We start from the raw sequence: 18,705 nt of genomic DNA on the forward strand, positions 1-18,705 counted from the left end.
CGGACGGAGGGGGCCGGTCCGTAAAGAGCCCTCCGCATTCTGCACACGATCGGATGAATGTGGGGCAGAGAGGGCGGCGTGAGCGAAGTTCGCCGCTACATTCACGCCGTTCACAGGGCCGGGACTCCGGTCCGTCACGTCAGGAGACCGTGGAGCCGATGACGGAACGACCTGCCCAGCGCGTCCCCAACCGGCAGCTCGCGGCGCTGATCGCGGAAGCCGGGTTCTCCAACGCCGGGCTCGCCCGCCGCGTCGATCAGCTCGGCCTGGAACACGGTCTCGATCTGCGGTACGACAAGACCTCCGTGACCCGGTGGCTGCGCGGGCAGCAGCCGCGCGGGACCACCCCCGCACTGATCGCCGAGGTCTTCACCCGGCGCCTGGGGCGGCGGCTCTCCGCCCAGGACCTGGGGCTGGACGCCTGCGCGCCCGTGTACGCGGGGCTGGAGTTCGCGGCCACGCCGGAGGAGGCCGTGGACATCGCGAGCGGTCTGTGGCGCAAGGACTCCGGCTCCCACGCCGAACTGCGGAAGATCGCCTTCACGCCGGCCGGGCTGGTCGTGCCGAGCCGGGACTGGCTGATCGGGCGGGCCGACGAGCGGGTGGGCCGGGGCGCGGACCAGGCGGCGGCCCGCGTCCCGGTGCAGGGCCGGGCCACGGTGCCACGGCAGCGGCAGATCGACCGGGGGCCCGGGCAGCGGGTGACGGGCGGTGACATCGCCGCGCTGAGATCGGTGAGCGAGCTGTTCCGCACCCTCGACCACGCCTACGGCGGCGGGCACGCCCGGCAGGCGCTGGTGCGCTATCTGGAACACGAGGCCGAGCCCATGCTCCGCGGCACCTACGGGGAGACCACCGGGCGGCGGCTGTTCTCGGCCGCCGCCGATCTGACCCGGCTCGCGGGCTGGACCTCGTACGACATCGCCGCGCACGGGCTCGCCCAGCGGTACTTCGTGCAGGCCCTGCGGCTCGCGCAGGCTGCCGCCGACCGCCCCTACGGCTCGTACGTGCTGGTCACCATGAGCCGGCAGGCGGTCTACCTCGGCCACGGCCGGGAGGCGGTGCAGCTGGCCCGGGTGGCCCAGCAGGGCGTCGGCTCCGGGCCGCCGCCGGTGGTGCAGGCGATGCTGCACTCGGCGGAGGCGCGGGGGCACGCCGTGCTCGGCGAGGTCCGGGCGTCGACGGCCTCGCTGGTGCGGGCCGAGCGCGCACTGGGCGCGGCCCGGCCCGGGGACGAGGTACCGCACTGGGCGCGGTTCTACGACGAGGCCCAGCTCGCGGACGAGTTCGGGCACTGCCACCGGGACCTCCAGCAGTACCGGGCGTCGGCCCAGCACGCGGAGCGGTCCCTGCAGCTGAGGGCGCCGGGGTACGCGCGGTCCCGGCTGTTCTGCCGGGTGGTGCTGGCCACGGCCCGGCTGGGGCTGGGCGAGCTGGACCAGGCGTGCACGCTGGGCGCGGAGGCGGCGCAGCAGGCGTCGGAGATGCGGTCGGTGCGCGCGGTGGAGTACGTACGGGACTTCGAGCGGCGGCTGGAACCGTACCGGGACGCGTCGGCCGTGCGGACCTACCGGGACCGGGTGGCGGCGTTGTCGTGACGCTGTGCGGGCCCGGCCCCCGAGGGGGACCGGGCCCGGGCGGCGTGGTTCTCAGGCCGCCACCGGAAGTGCGGGCTCCGGGGTGGCCGGGAGCGGGATGCCGAAGTCGCGCAGGAGGGCGCCGGCGGCCCGGCGGGCCGAGTGCAGTGCGCCCTGGACGGTGTTGGTGTCGCGGTGGTCGCCGCACACGTACAGGCCCGCCAGGACCCGTACCGGGCGCCGCAGGTCGTGTGGCGGGGGCATGGCGGGGACGGCCTCCGGGGTGTGGTGGACGGCCAGCAGCTCCCACTCCCGGGTTGCGGTGTCGTAGAGCCGGGCGAGGCGCGAGGCCACGGTGCGCACGGGCGGCGGCGGCCCGAGCACGGTCGTGGTGACCAGGCTCCGGCCGGCCGGGGCCCGCGTCGGGTCGACCGCGCTCATCACGGCGGTGTGCGAGACGGGCCAGCCGGGGTCCCCGTCCAGGAGCAGCGAGCCGTCCCGGGGCAGGCGTGCGGCGGTGGCGTGGTGCAGGACGGTCACCTCGTGGAAGGCGGGCACGCGCAGGCCGGGCAACAGCTCGGCGGCGGCGCGGGCGCCGGTGGCGAGGAGGACGGAGCGGCAGCTGAAGTCGCCGTGCTCCTCGGTCGTGACCAGGTTCGTCGCCACCGACCGGACCCGGACCCCGGTCCGGACGGTTCCGGGCGGCAGGGCGGCGGCGAGCAGGTCGGGCAGGGCCGCCGCGCCTCCCTCGGGCACCGCGAGGCGGCCGCGGGCGAAGGTGCGCAGGGCGAGGTCCGCGACCCGGCTGGAGGTGGTGAGCTCCGGATCGCGGAGCAGGGCGGCGAGCAGGGGCCGGAGCACCCCGTTGAGGGTGCGCGGCGGCAGCCCGCGCGAGCGCAGGGCGGTGTGTGCGCTGCGTTCGGGACGGGCGAGCAGCTTGTCCTCGGGCAGGGCGGCGAGCCGGCCGAGGGCGGCACTGAGCCGGGCCTGGTCGAGGGAGCCGCTGGCCAGGGCCCGGGCCGGGGTGAGCGCCCCGGCCCGCAGCTGTTTGCCGTCGGTGTGGACCAGGACCCCGGGCACGAACGGGCGCAGGGTCAGGGCCTGCAGGCCGGGGGTGCGTTCGAGCTCCGTGTACGAGGTGTTGAGCAGCTGGCCGATCCGGTCCAGCCGGAACCCGTCGGCCGACTCGGTGGCCATCCGGCCGCCGGGGTCGTCCGCGGCCTCCAGGACGGTGACCGTGACTCCCGCTGCGATCAGGTGCTGCGCTGCCGCGAGTCCTGAGACCCCGGCTCCTACGATGACGACGTCCGCATGGTGCGCGGCATGGTGTGCGCTGCTGAGCACGTGCCCCTCCCCGAGGTCGGCGCGGCTGTGTGGGGATCCTCCTTCCCCCAACCAGCTCCACGGGAACCCGAGTTCGGCCGGGTATTACGGTCAACTCCGGTCGCACGACGGTCGCATCCGGGTCACGAACGGTCGCACGGCGGTCGCACGGCGACGGGGTCCCCGGGCCCGTCGCTCAGAGGGCGGCGCGGATGGCCTGCTCGATGCCGGGGTCGCGGAAGACGAAGCCGGACTCCAGCAGCCGGGCGGGGCGGGCCCGCTGACTGCCCAGCACGTCCGCGGAGAGCTCCCCGAGCACGATGCGCAGGGCCGGCGCCGGTACGGACAGCAGCGCGGGCCGGCGCAGCACACGGCCCATGGCCGCGGTGACCTGGCGGTTGGTCAGCGGCTCGGGGGCGGTGAGGTTGACGGGGCCCTCGAGGCCGGGGGTGTCGATGATGTGGCGCAGGGCCGCGACCTCGTCCCGGAGGGAGATGTACGACCAGTACTGGCGGCCGTCGCCGAGCCGGCCGCCGAGACCGGCACGGAAGAGGGGGAACATCCGGCCCCAGGCCCCGCCCTCGCCGGCGACGACCAGGCCGGTACGGGCGAAGGCGGTCCGGATCCCGGCGTCCCGGGCGGGCGCGGCGGCCGCCTCCCACTCCACGCAGACCGAGGGCAGGAAGCCCTGCCCGGCGGGGGCGTCCTCGTCCACGGCCCGGTCGCCGGTGTCCCCGTAGTAGCCGACGGCGGAACCGCTGACGAACACGGCGGGCGGCTCGTCGAGCGCGGCCACGGCGCGGGCGATCGCGGCGGTGCCGAGCACCCGGCTGTCGCGGATCTCCTTCTTGTACGCCGCCGTCCACCGGTGGTCCCCGATCCCGGCCCCGGCCAGGTGCACGACGGCCCCGCAGCCGGCCAGGCCGGCGGGGTCGACGTACCCGCGCGCCGGATCCCACCGCGCCTCGTCCGCGCCCGCCGGCTCCCGCCGCACGAACCGCACCACTGCGTGCCCGTCCTCCCGGAGGGACCGCACGAGTGCACTGCCGATGAGCCCGGTCGCGCCGGTGACTGCGATACGCATACCCCCATCCTGCCGGTCCGCTGCGCGGGCTCGGCCTGTTCGGGGCGCGTCGTTGTCCTTCGCCGGACGCGCGTGCCCTGGCGGGCGTCACCACACGGCGCTCCGCGCCCGCGCCTCAATCGCCGGCGGGGCTGGGTGTTTCAGCCCCGAGGCCGGGCGGAGGCCGAGGCCGGGCGGAGGCCGAGGCCGAGCGGAGGCCGGTTCAGGTGGTCGTGCCGAGCCAGGTGCCCACCGTGTAGGTCACCGCCATCGCCAGGGCGCCGCCCAGGACGTTGCGGGCGACCGCCCGCGGCACCGGCGCGGCGCCCAGCCGTGCGCTGAGCACCCCGCACAGCGTGAGCGCGGCGAGAACGGCCGCCACCGTCACCGGCACCCGCGCGGACGGCCCCGGCAGGACGATCGCCAGCAGCGGCAGCACCGCCCCCACCGTGAAGGCGACGAGGCTGGCGAAGGCCGCGTGCCAGGGGTTGGCCAGCTCGTCGGGGTTGATCCCCAGCTCCACCCGGGCGTGGGCCCGTAGCGCGTCGCGCCGTGTCAGCTGCTCGGCCGCCTCCCGCGCCACCCCCCGGCTCAGCCCCCGTGCGGCGAGCAGGTCGGTGAGTTCGTCGAGCTCCGCCTCCGGCTCCTCGGCCAGCTCCCGCCGTTCGAGGTCCAGCGCTGCCCGTTCGGAGTCCCGCTGCGAGCTGACGGAGACGTACTCCCCCGCCGCCATCGACAGCGAGCCCGCCAGCAGCCCGGCGACGCCCGCCGCCAGGATCGCGGAGCGGGAGGTGGTGGCCCCGGCCACGCCGACGACCAGGCCCGCGGTGGAGATGATCCCGTCGTTGGCACCGAGCACTCCCGCCCGCAGCCAGTTGAGCCGCGTGCTCATCTCCGCGCTCTGCGCGCCGTCACCCGTGCCGTGCGCCTCGATGTGCGCCTGGCTGGGCGCCTTCCCCGGGCTTTCGTCTGCCGTCACGCCACCACTTTCCCGGCCCGGGCCGTACGGGGCCACCCGGCGGCCCGGTCCGGGGTGCGCGGGTCCGGCCCGCGTACCAGGGTGGAAGGGTGAAACGCGGACGCGAGGAGCCGGGCTGGCTGCGCGGGGAGCCACCGCCGCGCTGGGCCCGGATCGCGCCCGCGGTGGCCCTGGTGGCCCTTGTGCTCGCGCAGGCGCTCACCCCGGGCGATGTGGAGCTCGGCTACTTCCTGGCGGGCGTGCCCCCGGTGGCCGCCTTCGCGTACGGGGCGGCCGGGACGGCGGTCTTCGCCGCCGTCGTCCTCCTCCTGCTGGGGGTCCACGAGCTCGGGGTCGCCCATGCCCGGGGGACGGACCTGGCCACGGTGGCCGTCGTCGGGCTGCTGAGCGTGGTGATCGCCTGGGTCCGGCAGCGCCGGGACGCCCAGCTGGTGAGCGTGCGGACGGTGGCGGAGGCGGCCCAGCTGGCGGTGCTCCCGCCGGTGCCGGAGCGGGTGGGTGCGGTGCGCTGCTCGGGCCTCTACCGGGCGGCGCAGCGCGGCACCCTGGTCGGCGGCGACCTGTACGACGTACGGGCCGGTCCGCACGGCGTGCGGGCACTGGTCGGGGACGTGCAGGGGCACGGCCTGGCGGCGGTGGCCACCGTGGCGGCGCTGCTCGGGGCCTTCCGCGAGGGCGTGATCGACGACGCCGGGCTGGCGGCGGTCGCGGGCCGGCTGGACCGGCGGCTGGTGGCGGACGCGAGCGCCGCTTCCGTCGAGCACCCGGAGCTGTTCGCGACGGCGGTGCTGCTGGAGTTCCCGCCCGGGCTGGACCTCGTGAGGATGGTGTCGTGCGGGCATCCGCCCGCCCTGCGGCTGCGCGGGGCGGCGGTGGAGGAACTGGTGGTGGAGCCGGGCCCGCCGCTGGGCCTGGGACTCGCCGGGCCGACGCCGCCGACGGTGGCGGAGCTGTCGCTGCGGCCCGGGGACCAGCTGCTGCTGCACACCGACGGCGTGACGGAGGCCCGGGACGCGGCGGGGCACTTCTACCCCCTGGCCGCCCGGGTGCCCGTACTGGCACGGGACCCGGGGGGCCTGGTCGGGGCGGTGTGGCGGGACCTCGCGGCCTTCACGGACGGCGGTCCGCGCGACGACGTGGCCCTGCTGCTGCTCTCCCTGGACGGACCGGGATGAACCGGCGGCCCCGCCTACGACTCCTTGATGAACGCGCGGACCATCTTGCAGGTGACATTGGACGGCCGGTGGATCCCCGTCCGGACGGCCATCGTCCGGATCTTCCGGTTGGTGGCGCGCCGCGGGTCGTACGTCCCCGAATCGAGCAGGGATATCGCCAGCCGCATCGCCTTCAGACGGCGGTTGTGGCTCTCGTACCACTCGCGGGGCAGGCCCGCCGGCAGCGGCTTCTTCTTGACGGGCCGGACGGTGGTGGCAGTGGCCATCTACAGCCTCCCAAACGGTAGTTGGCTTCCTGTCGTTCTCCCTCGATTTTACCGGGGACCACTGACAAAAGCCCCTGGCCAGACAAGCCCTGGGTAGGGTTGGCGGCATGGAGATCTGGATCAATCCCGCCTGTTCCAAGTGCCGCAGCGCGCTGACCCTGCTGGACGCGGAGGGCGCCGACTACACCGTGCGCCGGTACCTGGAGGACGTGCCCTCCGAGGACGAGATCCGCGAGGTGCTCGGCCGGCTCGGACTGGAGCCTTGGGACATCACGCGCACCTCGGACCCGCTGGCCAAGGAGACCGGCGTACGGGAGCTGCCGCGCGAGGAGACCGACGAGGCGCGCGGGCGTTGGATCGCCCACCTGGCCGCGCACCCGAAGCTGATCCAGCGTCCGATCATCACCGCCGAGGACGGCACGGCCGTGGTCGCCCGCTCCGAGGACGCCGTCCGCGAGGCCCTCTCCCGCAAGGGTTAGTCCGCGCCGGCCCGGCGACGCGGACTAGTCCGCGAGCCGGCGGGCGATCTCCCCGGCCGCCGTCAGCGGCAGCGCGTGGTGCGCGACGCCGGGCAGTACGCCGACGCGCGCGGCGGGCAGCGCCTCGCGGGCGGACCGGGCCGCGCGGCCGGCGTCGTGGCAGCGGGCGCGCTCCGCGAACAGCACGTCGACCCGCGTGTCCGGCGGTTCGGCGAGCGCCCCCGGGTCCGGGCGCGGCCCGGTGACCGGGCGTACGGCGGGAAGGCCGGCCGTCTCGTCCTGCAGCCGCAGCCAGGCCGGGTCGAGCACGGCCCCGCGGGTCTCCCAGCCGAGGAAGGAGCGGATCCGCTCCGGGGTGGGCCGCACCAGCACGGGCAGCGCGCGCAGGACGTACCCGGGACGGAGCCCGGCGAAGACCCGGGTCGGGTCGAGCAGCACGAGGCGGCCGAGCCGGGCCGCGCGCGCGGCGGCGTAGTGGGCGGCGATCCACGCCCCGTACGAGTGCCCGCCGAGCGCGACCGGCCCGTGCGGGCCGAGCCCGTCGAGGACCGCGTCCATCCAGCCGACCAGGTCCGCGACGGACCGGAGGGCCCGCCCCGGCGCCGGGACGCTGAGCCCGGGGTCGCCGACCAGGTCCACGGCGTGCATCCGGTGCGTGCGGGCCGCCCCGGCGGCGGCGCAGGCGCCCCACACGGTGGAGGTGGCCCCGCCGCCGGGCAGCAGCACGAGCGGCGGGGCGCCGGCCGGGCCGCAGCTGTTGACGCGGGTGACCCCGTACGGGGTGGGCAGGTCGACGGTGTCGACGGGCCCGGGCCACTGGCCGAGCACCTCGTCGTAGGCGGCGCGGAAGGAGGAGGTCCGGGACATGACGGGCTCCGATGTCTCGCTGGGCGATAATCTCGCTCAGCGAGAGATCCTAGGCGGAGGCGATGTGGGCGACAACCAGGAACCCGGTGCCGGGGAATCCGACAACCTGCAGCTGGTGCACCTCCTGCGGGCGGTGTCCGTCGAGTTCGGCCTGCGCCAGGCGGAGTTCGCCGCCCGCAACGGCATGCACGCCACCGACGTGCGGGCCCTGATCTGCCTGCTGGACGCGGCCCGCGCGGACGAACCGGCCACGGCCGGCCTGCTCGGCGCCCGGCTGGGTCTCAATTCGGCGGGCACCACCTCCGTGATCGACCGGCTGGAGCGGCTCGGCCACGTGGCCCGGATCCGCGACGAGCGCGACCGGCGGCGGATCCTGCTGCGCGTGGAGCCCGCGGCGATCCGCCTGGGCCGGGACTTCTTCGGCCCCCTGATCGACGGGGTGCTCCAGGTGCTCGACTCCTTCGATCCCGCCGAACGGGACACCGTACGGCGCTTCCTGACGGCCACCCACGCCGTCTTCACGGCGGAGCCGCACGCCTGACCGCCCGGCCGGGCGGGCGGAGGGGCGGCGGAGGGGCGGCGAAGGGGCCGGCGCTGCGGCCTTCATCTCGTCCCGACCTCGACACCTCGTAGGGTGGCATCCGTACCAAAGAGGGACGAAGCACACCAAAGGACCCGACGTGAACGAGCAGCAGCAGTCGCAGACCAGCCCCGGCGCACCTCCGGTCGTGCAGCGGCGGCGGGGGGCCGACTGGATGTTCGGCGGGGTGTACGGGACGGTCCTGGCCAGCGGGCTGCTGGCCGCGCTGGACCAGAAGGGCGGGGACTTCACTCCGTTCTACGACGCCAGCTGGGTGCTCGTCACGGCGGCCACCGCCGCGCTCGCGCACGGCTACGCGCACCACATGGCCTCCCACCAGCAGAACTCGGCCTCGCACCGGTGGCGGCTGCTGGTCCTGGCCCTCTGGCACGAGTGGCCGATGATCGCGGCCACCCTCCCCACCGTCCTGCTGCTGATCGCCTCCGGGGTCGCCGACTGGGACTCGTACGGGGTGACCGCCGTCGGCCTCGGCCTGAACACCGCGCTGCTGTTCGCGTGGGGTTCGGTCGTGGCGCTCCGGGTGGGCTACCGGATGACCTCCGCCCTGCTGATCGGCCTGGCCGACGCCACCATCGGCCTGGCCATCATCGTGGCGAACGCGGTCATCAAATAGCGCGGTCGTCGAGGAGGCCGGTCGTCGAGAAGCGCGGTCGTCGAGGAGGTCATCGAGGAGCGCGGCCCTCGGGGAGCGCAGCCGTCACCCGGGGAGCTGCGCCTCCGCCTCCGCGAGGATCTCCGTCAGCCGGGCCCCGAACTCCGCTCCGCGCGGATCCGGCACGCCCGTGCGTGCCGCGGTGAGCAGCGCGTCCAGGGCGCGGCCGTAGGCACCCGGTACGTCGCTCCAGCCGGGCATCACGTGCACGCCCTCGGCGCCGCGCAGTTCCAGGCCCACGCCGGCGGCCGCGCGCGGCGCGCCCAGGCTGAGGACGGCGGCGCTGGCCGCGCCGGAGGCGTGCCGCAGGGCCAGCTGGACCACGTCGGAGGGGCCGCGGGTGGCGCTGACCTCGGTGACGTCGCCGAGGACCGGGATCAGCACGGAGAGGGCGTGCGGACCGACGTCCCACAGTCCGCCCTTGGCCTTGCGCCAGGGCGAGGCGGCGTACGCGCTGGGCGTGCCGTCGGGCGGGAAGACGGCGCCGAGCCAGTGTGCGGCCGCGGTGAACCAGCCGGAGCGTCCGGCCTGTTCCGCGACCCAGCCGGCGGTGGGCTCGGCGAAGCGCAGGGTGAGGAAGACGACGGAGGCGACCCCGTGGCGGGCGGCCGCGCCGGCGACGGCCCGGGCGTCCTCGACCGTCGTCGCGACGGGCTTGTCGAGCAGCAGGTGGCAGCCGGCGGCGGCCGCGCGCACGGCGAGCGGGGCCTGGACATCGGGCGGCAGGGCGAAGGCCACGGCGTCACACTCGGCGAACAGCTCGTCGGGGTCTTCGTACACCTTCACGTCGTACGCGCGGGCCAGTTCGGCCGCGGCTTCGGGCCGGCGGCCCCACACTCCGACGAAGTCGGAGCCGGGGTGCGCGGCGAGGGCGGGCGCGTGGGTGCGGTGGGCCCAGGGGCCGGTGCCCAGCAGCCCGACCCGCGGTCGGGGGTCTCCGGTGGGGTTCAAATCAGACGAAATGCTCACGCGTTCAGTCTGCCCCACCCGGACGGGCCCTCCCCCACCAACCCGCTCGCGTCCCGCACAGCCCACCCGACCTGCGGCGTAAACCTCGGTAACACGGGGTTCACACACGGGCAACGGAGGGGAAATCGCGGGCGGGCACGCTGCGGTCATCACCGCAGCGATGAAGCAGCGACCAGCAGCACCCGCAGAGTCTGAGGATGGGGCCCGTGAGCTACAAGGCTGAGTACATCTGGATCGACGGCACCGAGCCGACGGCGAAGCTTCGCTCCAAGACGAAGATCCTGGCGGACGGCGACGCGCTGCCGATCTGGGGCTTCGACGGATCGAGCACCAACCAGGCCGAGGGCCACGCCTCCGACCGCGTGCTCAACCCGGTGTTCTCCTGCCCGGACCCGATCCGCGGCGGGGACAACGTCCTCGTGCTGTGCGAGGTCCTGAACATCGACATGACCCCGCACGAGTCGAACACCCGCGCGCTGCTGCGTCCGGTCGCCGAGAAGTTCGCCGCTCAGGAGCCGATCTTCGGCATCGAGCAGGAGTACACGTTCTTCGACGGCACCCGCCCGCTCGGCTTCCCGGTCAACGGCTTCCCGGCGGCGCAGGGCGGCTACTACTGCGGCGTCGGCTCGGACGAGATCTTCGGCCGCGACATCGTCGAGAAGCACCTGGACCACTGCCTCGCGGCGGGCCTGAGCATCTCCGGCATCAACGCCGAGGTCATGCCAGGCCAGTGGGAGTTCCAGGTCGGCCCCGTCGGCCCGCTGGAGGTCTCCGACCAGCTGTGGATCGCGCGCTGGCTGCTCTACCGCACCGCCGAGGACTTCAACGTCTCCGCGACGCTGAACCCGAAGCCGGTCAAGGGCGACTGGAACGGCGCGGGCGCGCACACCAACTTCTCCACGAAGGCGATGCGCGAGGACTACCGCGCGATCATCTCGGCGTGCGAGGCGCTGGGCGAGGGCAGCAAGCCGCTCGACCACGTGAAGAACTACGGCGCCGGCATCGACGAGCGCCTGACGGGTCTGCACGAGACCGCCCCCTGGAACGAGTTCAGCTACGGCGTCTCGGACCGCGGCGCCTCGGTCCGCATCCCGTGGCAGGTGGAGAAGGACGGCAAGGGCTACATCGAGGACCGCCGCCCGAACGCGAACGTGGACCCGTACGTCGTGACCCGCCTCATCACGGACACCTGCTGCACCGGCCTGGAGAAGGACAACCTGGTCTGACCGCCCGTTCACCCCGAGCCCGTCCCGACGCCCGCCGAGCCCCCACAGGCCCGGCGGGCGTCGTCCGTGCCGGGGGGAGGGACTCGAGGGGAAGGACTCGAGTGGGCGTGGGACGGTTCTGCCCACGATGCGATACGGATGGCCGGGCCGGACTGCCGGAAGCGGCTGGACGGTTGATGGATTGTCCTGGTTCGAGGGGCGCTTGGGATGGAATATGAGATTCCGATCCATGATATGAGACGTGACCTGCCCGGGAGGGAGGACATCTGCTTGAATGGGGCCATGGCCAGCCATTCGCACACCTCGTCAGGTCGCAGCGACCTCGAGCCGTTCTGGCCCTCCCGTCAGGATCACGACTACGACCGGGAGTGTTGCCGCGCGAAGAACGCGCCGGCCCTCTAAAGCCTCCGGGATCTCCTTCCGACCTTCCCCCAGGCCTTCGGTCTGCGCGGTGCGACATCGATGACGTCCGTACGTCTCCCTGCCGACCACTCCGCGTGAAAGAGCTGACCACTCATGGCGAACACCCGTTCCCTCACCTCCGCCTCCGCTGCGACCGCTTCCCTGACCTATCCGCCCCATCCGCGCCACCGGCTGCGTTCCGTGGAACGGGACGAGGTGGCCGGTGCCGTGGACCTGCTCCCGCCGGGGGCCACCTGGCTGCCCGCGCCCCAGCACACGCTTCCGACGCTCCCGGGGCAGCCGCCGATGGTCGGCTACCTGGTGCTCGTACCGGCCGACCAGCAGCCGCCGATCGGCTTCGCCCCGCACGCCGTGGCCGCCCCGCTCGCGCCCGCCCCGGTCCCGGCCCCCACCGCGACGGCCGTGGCGGGCGACGCCCTGGTCCGCATCGACTCGGCGCAGCGCACCGCCGAGGTCGACGGCCGGGTGCTCGACCTGACGTACCTGGAGTTCGAGCTGCTGGCCCATCTGGTGCGGCACCCGCACCGGGTGCACAGCCGGGACCAGCTGGTCACCACGGTCTGGGGCTACGGCCACGTCGGCGACGGCCGGACCGTGGACGTCCACATCGCCCGCCTGCGGCGCAAGCTGGGCGCGTCCCACCGCGGCGCGATCCAGACCGTGCGCCGGGTGGGCTACAAGTACGCGCCCTGACCGGCCGGTCGACCGTACGCGGCGGGCCCGTACTCCCGGGTGGAGTACGGGCCCGCGTGCGTCAGGGGGTCGGACGGTCCGACCGCTCAGGCGGCCGAGGCGGCTCGGGCGGCGGCCTTGGCGCGCCGGCCCGCGACGAAGCCCAGCAGGACGTCGACCACGAGGAAGGCGACCAGGCTGATCCCGAGCAGCGGGATGAACCAGCCGACCACGGCCGTCGCCGCGGCCAGCGGCAGCAGCGTGGTCACCGGCAGCTTCCGCCATGCGCCGCGCGGCTGCGCCCGGCCCACGGAGAGCTTGCGGTCCTTCGTCGGCCGGCGCAGCCACCACATGCGGTAGCCCCAGAAGACCAGGAACATCACGGCGACGGCGAGCGCGGCCAGCACGATCTGGTTGGCGAGCCCGAAGGTCTGGCCCATGTGCAGGTCGATGCCGAAGCGGGTCATCTTGGCGAGCAGAGGGTGGTCGGCGAAGCGCAGTTCGTCCATGACCCGGCCGTCCGCCGGGTCGACGGCGACCGCGTCGAAGTGCACCGGCACCTGCTTGTCCTGCTCCTTGATCACGTACCCCTTGCCCTTGGCGGGCAGGGTCACGCGGATCGCCTCGGTGACTCCGGCGTCCCGCGCGGCGTCCACGGCCCGGTCGAGGCCGACGTCGGCCGTGGGCGCGGGGGCGGGCATCTGCGTGCCCTCGGGCATGGTGTGGCCCGCGTGTTCGTCGGCGCCGGACTCCGCCCCCGGATTCAGCTTGGCCGAGACGGCCGGCGTGGCCCCGCCGAGGCCGTCCTGGAGCTGCCCGATGTTCTCGCCGGCGTACTTCGACCAGGTCAGGCCGGTGGCGGAGAGGACGACGAGCCCGGCGACGGACCACAGGCCGACGGCCCCGTGCCAGGACAGGGTGCGGCGGCGGCCGGTGGCCTTGCGGTCCGGCAGGACCATCCCCCAGCTACCCCCCAGCGACGTCCGCTTGCGGCGGCGGCCGATCCACAGGGCGAGGCCGCCGAGCGCGACCACCCACATCCAGCTCGCGGCGAGTTCGCTGTAGTTCCGGCCGAACTCCCCGAGCTGGAGGCTGGAGTGGAACTCGCTCAGCCAGGCGCGCAGGGGCAGCGCGTCACCGACGGTTTCGATCTGCCCGCGCACCTCGGCCGTATACGGATCGACGAACACCGTGAGGGTCTCACCCTCCGGGAGCCCCTCGCTCTCCATGATCACCCGGGTGGTGGCCTCGGCTTCGGGGGCCGGCCACACGGACACGACCGCGCCCTCGGGGGCGGCGCCCTTGGCCGCTTCGACCTGGGCGCTGAGCGGCAGGACGCTCTCGCCGACGCGGGCGACGGTCAGCTCGTCTGAGTAGACGATCTTCTCGGCCTGCCAGGAGGCCGCGTAGAGCAGGCCGGTGGCGGAGGCGAGGAAGAGCAACGGGGCGATCAGCAGGCCCGCGTAGAAGTGCATGCGCAGGAGCAGCGGCCGCAGGGCGGCCCAGCCGCCGCGGCTCTTGGCTATGCCGGATGGGTCGGCGTCCGGGGTGCGGACGTCCTGAACCTCGTCAAGAGACATGGTGGTTCCTCGGTGTGGGCGAAGGCATGGGGACATCGGCCCCAGGTCTCGCCACCCCTCTCGCCGAGGGTGCGCCGGGTCAGGCGCGAGCAGGACGGCCGGGGGCCGTGAAGCGGGGGAACGGCCCGGCCCCGGGCGGCCCGCGGCGCACCACGGCGTGGGCGTGCACGGCCCCGCGCAGGCGGCGCGGCCGCTCGCGGGGGGCGGGGAAGGCGGGCGGGGCCGGTACGGCGGCTACCCGCGCCCGCACGAGGGCGAGTGCGCGGGCGAGCGGCCGGGCCGCGTGCAGTGCGGCGGCGCCCAGGACCCGGGCCAGCCGGAAGACGGCGGCCTCGCCGCGCGCCAGCCAGGCGGCGCAGAGCAGTCCGGCGAGCAGGTGCGCGGCGATCATCCCGACGCCGCCGTCGGTGGCCATCCCGGCCATGCCCGCCATGTCGGCCGTCCCGGCGACGTCGGCGAAGCCGGCCGCATCGGCCATCCCGGCCGCGTCCGGCATCCCCGCCGCGCCCGCCGTCTGCGCCGCACCAAGGGCGCCGGCGGACATCGCGTCGCCCGCCACGGCCGGGGGCATGTGGTGGTGCGCCTCCGCCGCCGCGGGGGCGACGGCGACGTCTCCCGCGGCCTGGCTGCCCGAGAAGACGAGGTGCAGCACCCCCTGTACGGCGAGCACGGCCGCGGTGATCCCCACGGGCCCCCGCCGCCGCCCGGCGGCGAGCCAGGCGAGCCCGCCGGTCACGGCGAAAGCACTCAGAAGGCCGGCCGGGGGAACATCCGTGCCGGAAATGTACGAATGCCCCACCGCACCCAAAGCCACGCACATCGCCGCGAATGTCGCGGCCCGCGAGGCGCGCAGGGGCGCGGATTTCTCAGACATGGCCGGGACATGTTCGCACGGGGCCCGGTGGTGCCCGCCAGAGGGCGGTATCCGATCATGGAAGCGTGAATCCAATTCCACTGGGAGCGGTGTACGCCGGCGGAGTCCAGCTCGGGGCGTACGCACTGGAGCGGATGGGTGCGGCGGAGCGGGAGCGGCTGCTGCGCACCTGCTCGACGAACGTCGACAACCTCGCCGCCGGGCGCTGGGAGACGCTGCTGAGCAGCGCCGCCGTCGTCGAGGAGCCGATGCCCCTGCCCTACGCCCTGCTGCTCGTCGCGGTCCTCGGGTACGCCGAGTACGCGTACGGCGCCTGGTGGACGGCCGCGGTGTTCCTGTTCGGGCACGCCACGGCGACCCTCCTCGTGTACGGCGCCCTGCGCAGGACGACCGATCCGGGAACCCGGCGCGCCCTGGACGTGGGGACGAGCTACGGCTTCAACGCCGTGCTCGGCGCGCTGACCTCGGCCCTGCCGCGCGGGGCGGTCCGCACCGCCGCCCGGGCCGGCCTGCTCGCGCTCGCCGCGGCGCCCGTGCTGAAGCGCGGGCGGACCTTCACCGACGCCGGACACCTGGCTGCGCTCGGGATCGGCATCGGGGTCTCGCTGGCCTTCGATTGTCTTTCCGGGGCGAAACATCAGAAAATTGCCTGAATCGCCGCATGACCGTACCGCTGGAGCCGCCACGATGACCGCCACTCCCTCCACCACCGTCGCCAACCTGCGCGACCTCGGCGGCACCCCGCTCCCCGGCGGCCGCACCGTCCGCTCCGGCCTGGTGCTGCGCTCCGGCCAGCTCGACCGGCTCGACCTCGACGCCGATCCGGTGGTGGCCGCGCTGGGCGTGCGGACCGTCATCGACTTCCGCACCGAAGCCGAGCGCGCCGACCACCCCGACCGGATACCCGGCGGGGCCCGGCTGCTGATCGGCGACGTCCTCGCGGACAAGCTGAGCGAGGCCGGCAGGAAGCCCGCCGCGGCGCAGCTCAAGGACCTGCTGTCCGACCCGGCGGTGGCCGAGGAGCACCTGGGCGGGGGCAAGGCCCAGGCCCTGTTCGCCGACACCTACCGGTCCTTCGTGAACTCCGGCTCCGCGCAGGCCGCGTACCGGATGCTGCTCACCGAGGCCGCCGACCCCGCCGCGGGCCCGCTGCTCTTCCACTGCACGGCCGGCAAGGACCGGACCGGCTGGGGCGCGACGGTCGTCCTGGCGCTGCTCGGCGCGGACGACGAGACCCTGATGGCCGAATACCTCTCCGTCAACCCCGCGGTCAAGCAGGCCTTCGCCCCGATGATCGAAGGTTTCACGGGGGCCGGCGGGGACCCGGACATCGCGCTCGCCCTGATCGGCGTCTTCCCCTCCTACCTGGCGGCGGCGCTGGACGAGGTGGAGACGCGCTACGGCTCCATGGAGAAGTACGTCCGCGAGGGGCTCGGCGTCCCCGACGAGACCGTCGAGGCCCTGCGCGCCCGTCTGGTGGCCTGACCCCGGCATCCCGGCAGCCGGGGGAGAGGCCCTCCGGACGGGTGACCATCCGACGATTCGCTCGTTCTGCTGAACGTGACTGCGCCGGATACCGCCACCCGCCCCCTGCCTCCCGTGCCGCCGGACGTCGAGCAGGCCGAAGCCGCCATCGTCGAGCACTACCCGCGGCTGGTGCGGCTCGCCTATCTGGTGCTGCCGCCCGCCCTCGGCCGCAACCGGCGGGTGCTCACCGCCCACTCGCTGGTCCAGCGGGCGCTGCCGCGCGGGCGGCGGGACTCGGCGGCGGCCGTGCAGGGCGGGGTTCCGGGCCAGCGGGCCGGCGCGGACGACTCCGGTTACGCCTACGTCCGGCTGCGCGTGCTGCGCGCCGCCCTGGAGGCGGGAATTCCGCTGACCTTCCGGGCGCTGCCCCGGCGCGCGCAGCTCCCGCCGCTGCTCCCCCAGGTGTGGGGGTTGCGGCTGTTCCCCCGCTCAGGCGGGGCCGAGGAGCTCGCCCTCGACCAGTGGCTGGCCACCCTCGACGGGCCCGGCCGGGCCGCCTGCGTGCTGCGCGCCCTGGAGCGGCTGGCCGAGCCGGAGGTGCTCCGGGTGCTCGACGAGGCCGGGGTTCCGGATCCGGCCGCCGCCGTCGCGGAGTCCGGGGATCCGGCGAACGACGTCCTGTTCGCCTCCCCCGAGTTCGACCCGTGCGTGCTCCAGGCCCGGCCCACCGACCTGCTGCGGCGGCGCCGGCTCGGCCGGGCCGCCCTGGCCGCCGCGGCCGCCCTCGCCGTGTGCGGGGCGCTGCTCGCGCTGCCCGGCGGGGGCTGGGGCTCGGACGGGGCCGCCGCCCCGCTCCACTCCCGCAACGCCGCGGCCGAGCAGGCCCTGGATCCCGGGAAGCTGGTCCGGGCCGCGCCCACGCTCTGGCGCACGTCCTCCCGTACGGACTTCTCCACCTGGCCCGCCCGCGGGGACCGCGCCGGCGACGCCGCCCTGCTGCGCCGGGCGCTGGCGGTCTGGGCCCGGCCCGGCTCCTCCGTGGTCGTCTCCGCCACCCCGGGTACGCCCTCCGGGCCACCGATGGGACCGGCTCAACTGCTGTTCGCGGGCGCCGTCGACCAGGCCGTCGTGGTCCTGTTCCACGACGGCCTGCGGGTGGTCCGCTACGCCGAACCGCGCGCCGGGACCGCCGGCGCGGCCCTCGACTTCGCCCGGACCGACGGCGCATCGGCCGACACCGCGACCGCGCTGGTCCTCAGCCGGGTCGACGGCAACGTCCGCTACCTCACCGCGCCCTGGGTCACCGGCGCCTCCCTCCGGGACCTGCTCAAGCCCGGCGGCCCGGCGGCGGTGCTGAAGCCGACTCCGGACGGGGTGACCCCGCCGGTCGCGGGCCCGGCCCCGGCGGGCAGCTGTACGAGCTGGAACGCCCTGTCCCTGACCGGCGACGGCGCCACCCGGCTGATCACCGACCTCGGCGAACTGACCCCGGCCCGGCTGACGTCGGGCGCGCCCGGCGCCGAGCGGGACGTGACGGAGGCCGCCGAACTCGGGGACTGGTCGAAGATCGCCTGCCTGCTGCCCTCGGTCCGCTCGCACGGGGTCCGCACGGTCAACGCGTGGACGTACGCGAAGCAGCCGCTGCCGGAGGGCGACGGCACGGCGGCCTGGCTCTGCACGCGGGCCGAGACCTGGCAGGGCGCGGCGGACCGGGTGCAGGCGCAGTTCCTGGCCCCGGGCTCGGCGACGGCGGCGCAGGCGGCCAAGTCCGAGGGGTCCGCGGCGTGCGGGCCGCGGGAGCCGCGGGTGCTGGCGGGCGTGCTGTGGAAGTCGCGGGCGGGCCAGTGGTACGTCCTGGCGGCGGGCAGTGCGCAGTTCGCCTCGCTGTCGGTGTCGGGCGGCGGGGTGAACGGAGCCGCGAACGGCAACCGGCTCGCGGTCAAGGCCCCGGCCGGTGCGCAGGTGGACCTGTCGGGCAGGCTGACGGACGGGACGAAGGCGGGGACGCTGCGCTAGGCGGGGACCGCTCCGGGAGGAGGCGGCGGGCTCAGCCGCAGAGGCGGGTGAAGATTCAACGACCAAGCCCGGTCGGGGAGTTGGCGGGATTCGGACATGACGGCCGTAGGGCGCACATGGCATGATCGGATTCCGGTTACCGCTCGGTAATCCCCCACACCCCTCACCCGCCTGAAGGTCCACCACGTGCGCATGCTCGCCCGACGCCTCCTGCTCCCCGGCCTGACCGCCCTCGCGCTCGCCGCCACCGGCTGCTCCTCGACACCCCACACCGGCGCCGCCGAACCGGCCGCCCCCGCCGGGGGACCGACTGCCACTTTAACACCCCCAACCCCCCCCCCAACACCACCCAACCCCACCAACACCCCACACACCCCACCCACACCCCCCCACACCACCCCCCCCACCCCACCACCCACCCCCACCCCCCCACCCCCGGCGCGCCCCGCCCCCGCCCGCCCACCCCCCCCCCTCCCCCCCCCCCCCCCCCCCAACC

18 protein-coding genes are annotated in these 18,705 nt (G+C 75.1%); 10 read left to right on the plus strand and 8 right to left on the minus strand.

Going from position 1 to position 18,705, the window contains the following annotated elements:
• The first annotated feature begins 158 nt into the window (after positions 1 to 158).
• Complete coding sequence (locus PV721_RS18665) at positions 159 to 1,598, plus strand: regulator (protein WP_319725657.1); 1,440 nt, start codon at positions 159 to 161, stop codon at positions 1,596 to 1,598.
• Between the two features lie 51 nt (positions 1,599 to 1,649).
• On the opposite strand, the gene PV721_RS18670 is transcribed toward PV721_RS18665, so the two are convergent.
• The 3 genes from PV721_RS18670 to PV721_RS18680 form a co-directional block, all read right to left on the minus strand.
• The gene (locus PV721_RS18670; protein ID WP_319725659.1) at positions 1,650 to 2,921 is read right to left on the minus strand and encodes an NAD(P)/FAD-dependent oxidoreductase; all 1,272 of its coding nucleotides are present in this window, start codon (positions 2,919 to 2,921) and stop codon (positions 1,650 to 1,652) included.
• Between the two features lie 175 nt (positions 2,922 to 3,096).
• Positions 3,097 to 3,984 carry a TIGR01777 family oxidoreductase gene (locus PV721_RS18675; RefSeq protein ID WP_319725661.1) on the minus strand — a complete coding sequence of 296 codons (888 nt, stop codon included), beginning with the start codon at positions 3,982 to 3,984 and terminating at the stop codon, positions 3,097 to 3,099.
• Between the two features lie 202 nt (positions 3,985 to 4,186).
• Positions 4,187 to 4,855, minus strand: a complete 669-nt coding sequence (locus PV721_RS18680; RefSeq protein WP_319725696.1) for a VIT family protein — start codon at positions 4,853 to 4,855, stop codon at positions 4,187 to 4,189.
• A 176-nt stretch (positions 4,856 to 5,031) separates the two neighbouring features.
• On the opposite strand from PV721_RS18680, the gene PV721_RS18685 reads away from it, so the two are divergent.
• Positions 5,032 to 6,117 carry a PP2C family protein-serine/threonine phosphatase gene (locus PV721_RS18685; protein ID WP_319725663.1) on the plus strand — a complete coding sequence of 362 codons (1,086 nt, stop codon included), beginning with the start codon at positions 5,032 to 5,034 and terminating at the stop codon, positions 6,115 to 6,117.
• A gap of 14 nt (positions 6,118 to 6,131) precedes the next feature.
• Here the strand turns inward: PV721_RS18685 and PV721_RS18690 are convergent, their stop codons facing one another.
• The gene (locus PV721_RS18690) at positions 6,132 to 6,383 is read right to left on the minus strand and encodes a hypothetical protein (protein ID WP_319725665.1); all 252 of its coding nucleotides are present in this window, start codon (positions 6,381 to 6,383) and stop codon (positions 6,132 to 6,134) included.
• A gap of 107 nt (positions 6,384 to 6,490) precedes the next feature.
• Between PV721_RS18690 and PV721_RS18695 the strand changes: the two genes are divergently transcribed.
• Positions 6,491 to 6,862 (plus strand): ArsC/Spx/MgsR family protein, encoded by a 372-nt coding sequence (locus tag PV721_RS18695; RefSeq protein WP_319725668.1) that lies wholly within the window; start codon positions 6,491 to 6,493, stop codon positions 6,860 to 6,862.
• A 24-nt stretch (positions 6,863 to 6,886) separates the two neighbouring features.
• Here the strand turns inward: PV721_RS18695 and PV721_RS18700 are convergent, their stop codons facing one another.
• The gene (locus PV721_RS18700) at positions 6,887 to 7,729 is read right to left on the minus strand and encodes an alpha/beta hydrolase (protein ID WP_319725670.1); all 843 of its coding nucleotides are present in this window, start codon (positions 7,727 to 7,729) and stop codon (positions 6,887 to 6,889) included.
• 64 nt (positions 7,730 to 7,793) lie between these two features.
• Between PV721_RS18700 and PV721_RS18705 the strand changes: the two genes are divergently transcribed.
• Both PV721_RS18705 and PV721_RS18710 read left to right on the plus strand, forming a co-directional pair.
• Complete coding sequence (locus tag PV721_RS18705; protein WP_319725672.1) at positions 7,794 to 8,270, plus strand: MarR family winged helix-turn-helix transcriptional regulator; 477 nt, start codon at positions 7,794 to 7,796, stop codon at positions 8,268 to 8,270.
• 139 nt (positions 8,271 to 8,409) lie between these two features.
• On the plus strand, positions 8,410 to 8,943 hold the full coding sequence (locus PV721_RS18710) for a hypothetical protein (protein WP_319725674.1): 534 nt from the start codon (positions 8,410 to 8,412) through the stop codon (positions 8,941 to 8,943).
• An 84-nt stretch (positions 8,944 to 9,027) separates the two neighbouring features.
• On the opposite strand, the gene PV721_RS18715 is transcribed toward PV721_RS18710, so the two are convergent.
• Complete coding sequence (locus PV721_RS18715; RefSeq protein WP_319725697.1) at positions 9,028 to 9,945, minus strand: Gfo/Idh/MocA family protein; 918 nt, start codon at positions 9,943 to 9,945, stop codon at positions 9,028 to 9,030.
• 212 nt (positions 9,946 to 10,157) lie between these two features.
• Here PV721_RS18715 and glnII point away from each other — a divergent pair, with 212 nt between their 5' ends.
• A complete protein-coding gene (glnII, locus tag PV721_RS18720) occupies positions 10,158 to 11,177 on the plus strand; it encodes a glutamine synthetase (protein ID WP_319725676.1) in 1,020 nt (339 codons plus the stop codon).
• A 516-nt stretch (positions 11,178 to 11,693) separates the two neighbouring features.
• Positions 11,694 to 12,293, plus strand: coding sequence for a winged helix-turn-helix domain-containing protein (locus PV721_RS18725; RefSeq protein ID WP_319725679.1), 600 nt, complete (start codon positions 11,694 to 11,696; stop codon positions 12,291 to 12,293).
• A gap of 86 nt (positions 12,294 to 12,379) precedes the next feature.
• Here PV721_RS18725 and PV721_RS18730 read toward each other — a convergent pair whose 3' ends face one another.
• Complete coding sequence (locus PV721_RS18730) at positions 12,380 to 13,852, minus strand: PepSY domain-containing protein (RefSeq protein ID WP_319725682.1); 1,473 nt, start codon at positions 13,850 to 13,852, stop codon at positions 12,380 to 12,382.
• A 79-nt stretch (positions 13,853 to 13,931) separates the two neighbouring features.
• Complete coding sequence (locus PV721_RS18735; RefSeq protein WP_319725684.1) at positions 13,932 to 14,588, minus strand: hypothetical protein; 657 nt, start codon at positions 14,586 to 14,588, stop codon at positions 13,932 to 13,934.
• A gap of 203 nt (positions 14,589 to 14,791) precedes the next feature.
• On the opposite strand from PV721_RS18735, the gene PV721_RS18740 reads away from it, so the two are divergent.
• From PV721_RS18740 to PV721_RS18750, 3 genes are all read left to right on the plus strand, one after another.
• Positions 14,792 to 15,379, plus strand: coding sequence for a rhomboid-like protein (locus tag PV721_RS18740; protein ID WP_319725686.1), 588 nt, complete (start codon positions 14,792 to 14,794; stop codon positions 15,377 to 15,379).
• Between the two features lie 34 nt (positions 15,380 to 15,413).
• Entirely contained in the window at positions 15,414 to 16,211 is a 798-nt protein-coding gene (locus tag PV721_RS18745) for a tyrosine-protein phosphatase (RefSeq protein WP_319725689.1), read from the plus strand.
• A 75-nt stretch (positions 16,212 to 16,286) separates the two neighbouring features.
• Positions 16,287 to 18,209: a hypothetical protein gene (locus PV721_RS18750; protein WP_416371130.1), complete on the plus strand. Its 1,923-nt coding sequence runs from the start codon at positions 16,287 to 16,289 to the stop codon at positions 18,207 to 18,209.
• The last annotated feature ends 496 nt before the right edge of the window (positions 18,210 to 18,705 follow it).

The sequence above is a fragment of the Streptomyces sp. MB09-01 genome (genome assembly GCF_033794505.1).
Taxonomy (GTDB): domain Bacteria; phylum Actinomycetota; class Actinomycetes; order Streptomycetales; family Streptomycetaceae; genus Streptomyces.

What these genes read in the sequence shown, in the direction of transcription:
- PV721_RS18680 (WP_319725696.1), bottom strand. Translation starts at nt 4,855, where the DNA reads ATGAGCACGCGGCTCAACTGGCTGCGGGCGGGAGTGCTCGGTGCCAAC.
- PV721_RS18730 (WP_319725682.1), bottom strand. Translation starts at nt 13,852, where the DNA reads ATGTCTCTTGACGAGGTTCAGGACGTCCGCACCCCGGACGCCGACCCA.
- PV721_RS18690 (WP_319725665.1), bottom strand. Translation starts at nt 6,383, where the DNA reads ATGGCCACTGCCACCACCGTCCGGCCCGTCAAGAAGAAGCCGCTGCCG.
- PV721_RS18725 (WP_319725679.1), top strand. Translation starts at nt 11,694, where the DNA reads ATGGCGAACACCCGTTCCCTCACCTCCGCCTCCGCTGCGACCGCTTCC.
- PV721_RS18745 (WP_319725689.1), top strand. Translation starts at nt 15,414, where the DNA reads ATGACCGCCACTCCCTCCACCACCGTCGCCAACCTGCGCGACCTCGGC.
- PV721_RS18665 (WP_319725657.1), top strand. Translation starts at nt 159, where the DNA reads ATGACGGAACGACCTGCCCAGCGCGTCCCCAACCGGCAGCTCGCGGCG.
- PV721_RS18675 (WP_319725661.1), bottom strand. Translation starts at nt 3,984, where the DNA reads ATGCGTATCGCAGTCACCGGCGCGACCGGGCTCATCGGCAGTGCACTC.
- PV721_RS18695 (WP_319725668.1), top strand. Translation starts at nt 6,491, where the DNA reads ATGGAGATCTGGATCAATCCCGCCTGTTCCAAGTGCCGCAGCGCGCTG.
- PV721_RS18700 (WP_319725670.1), bottom strand. Translation starts at nt 7,729, where the DNA reads ATGTCCCGGACCTCCTCCTTCCGCGCCGCCTACGACGAGGTGCTCGGC.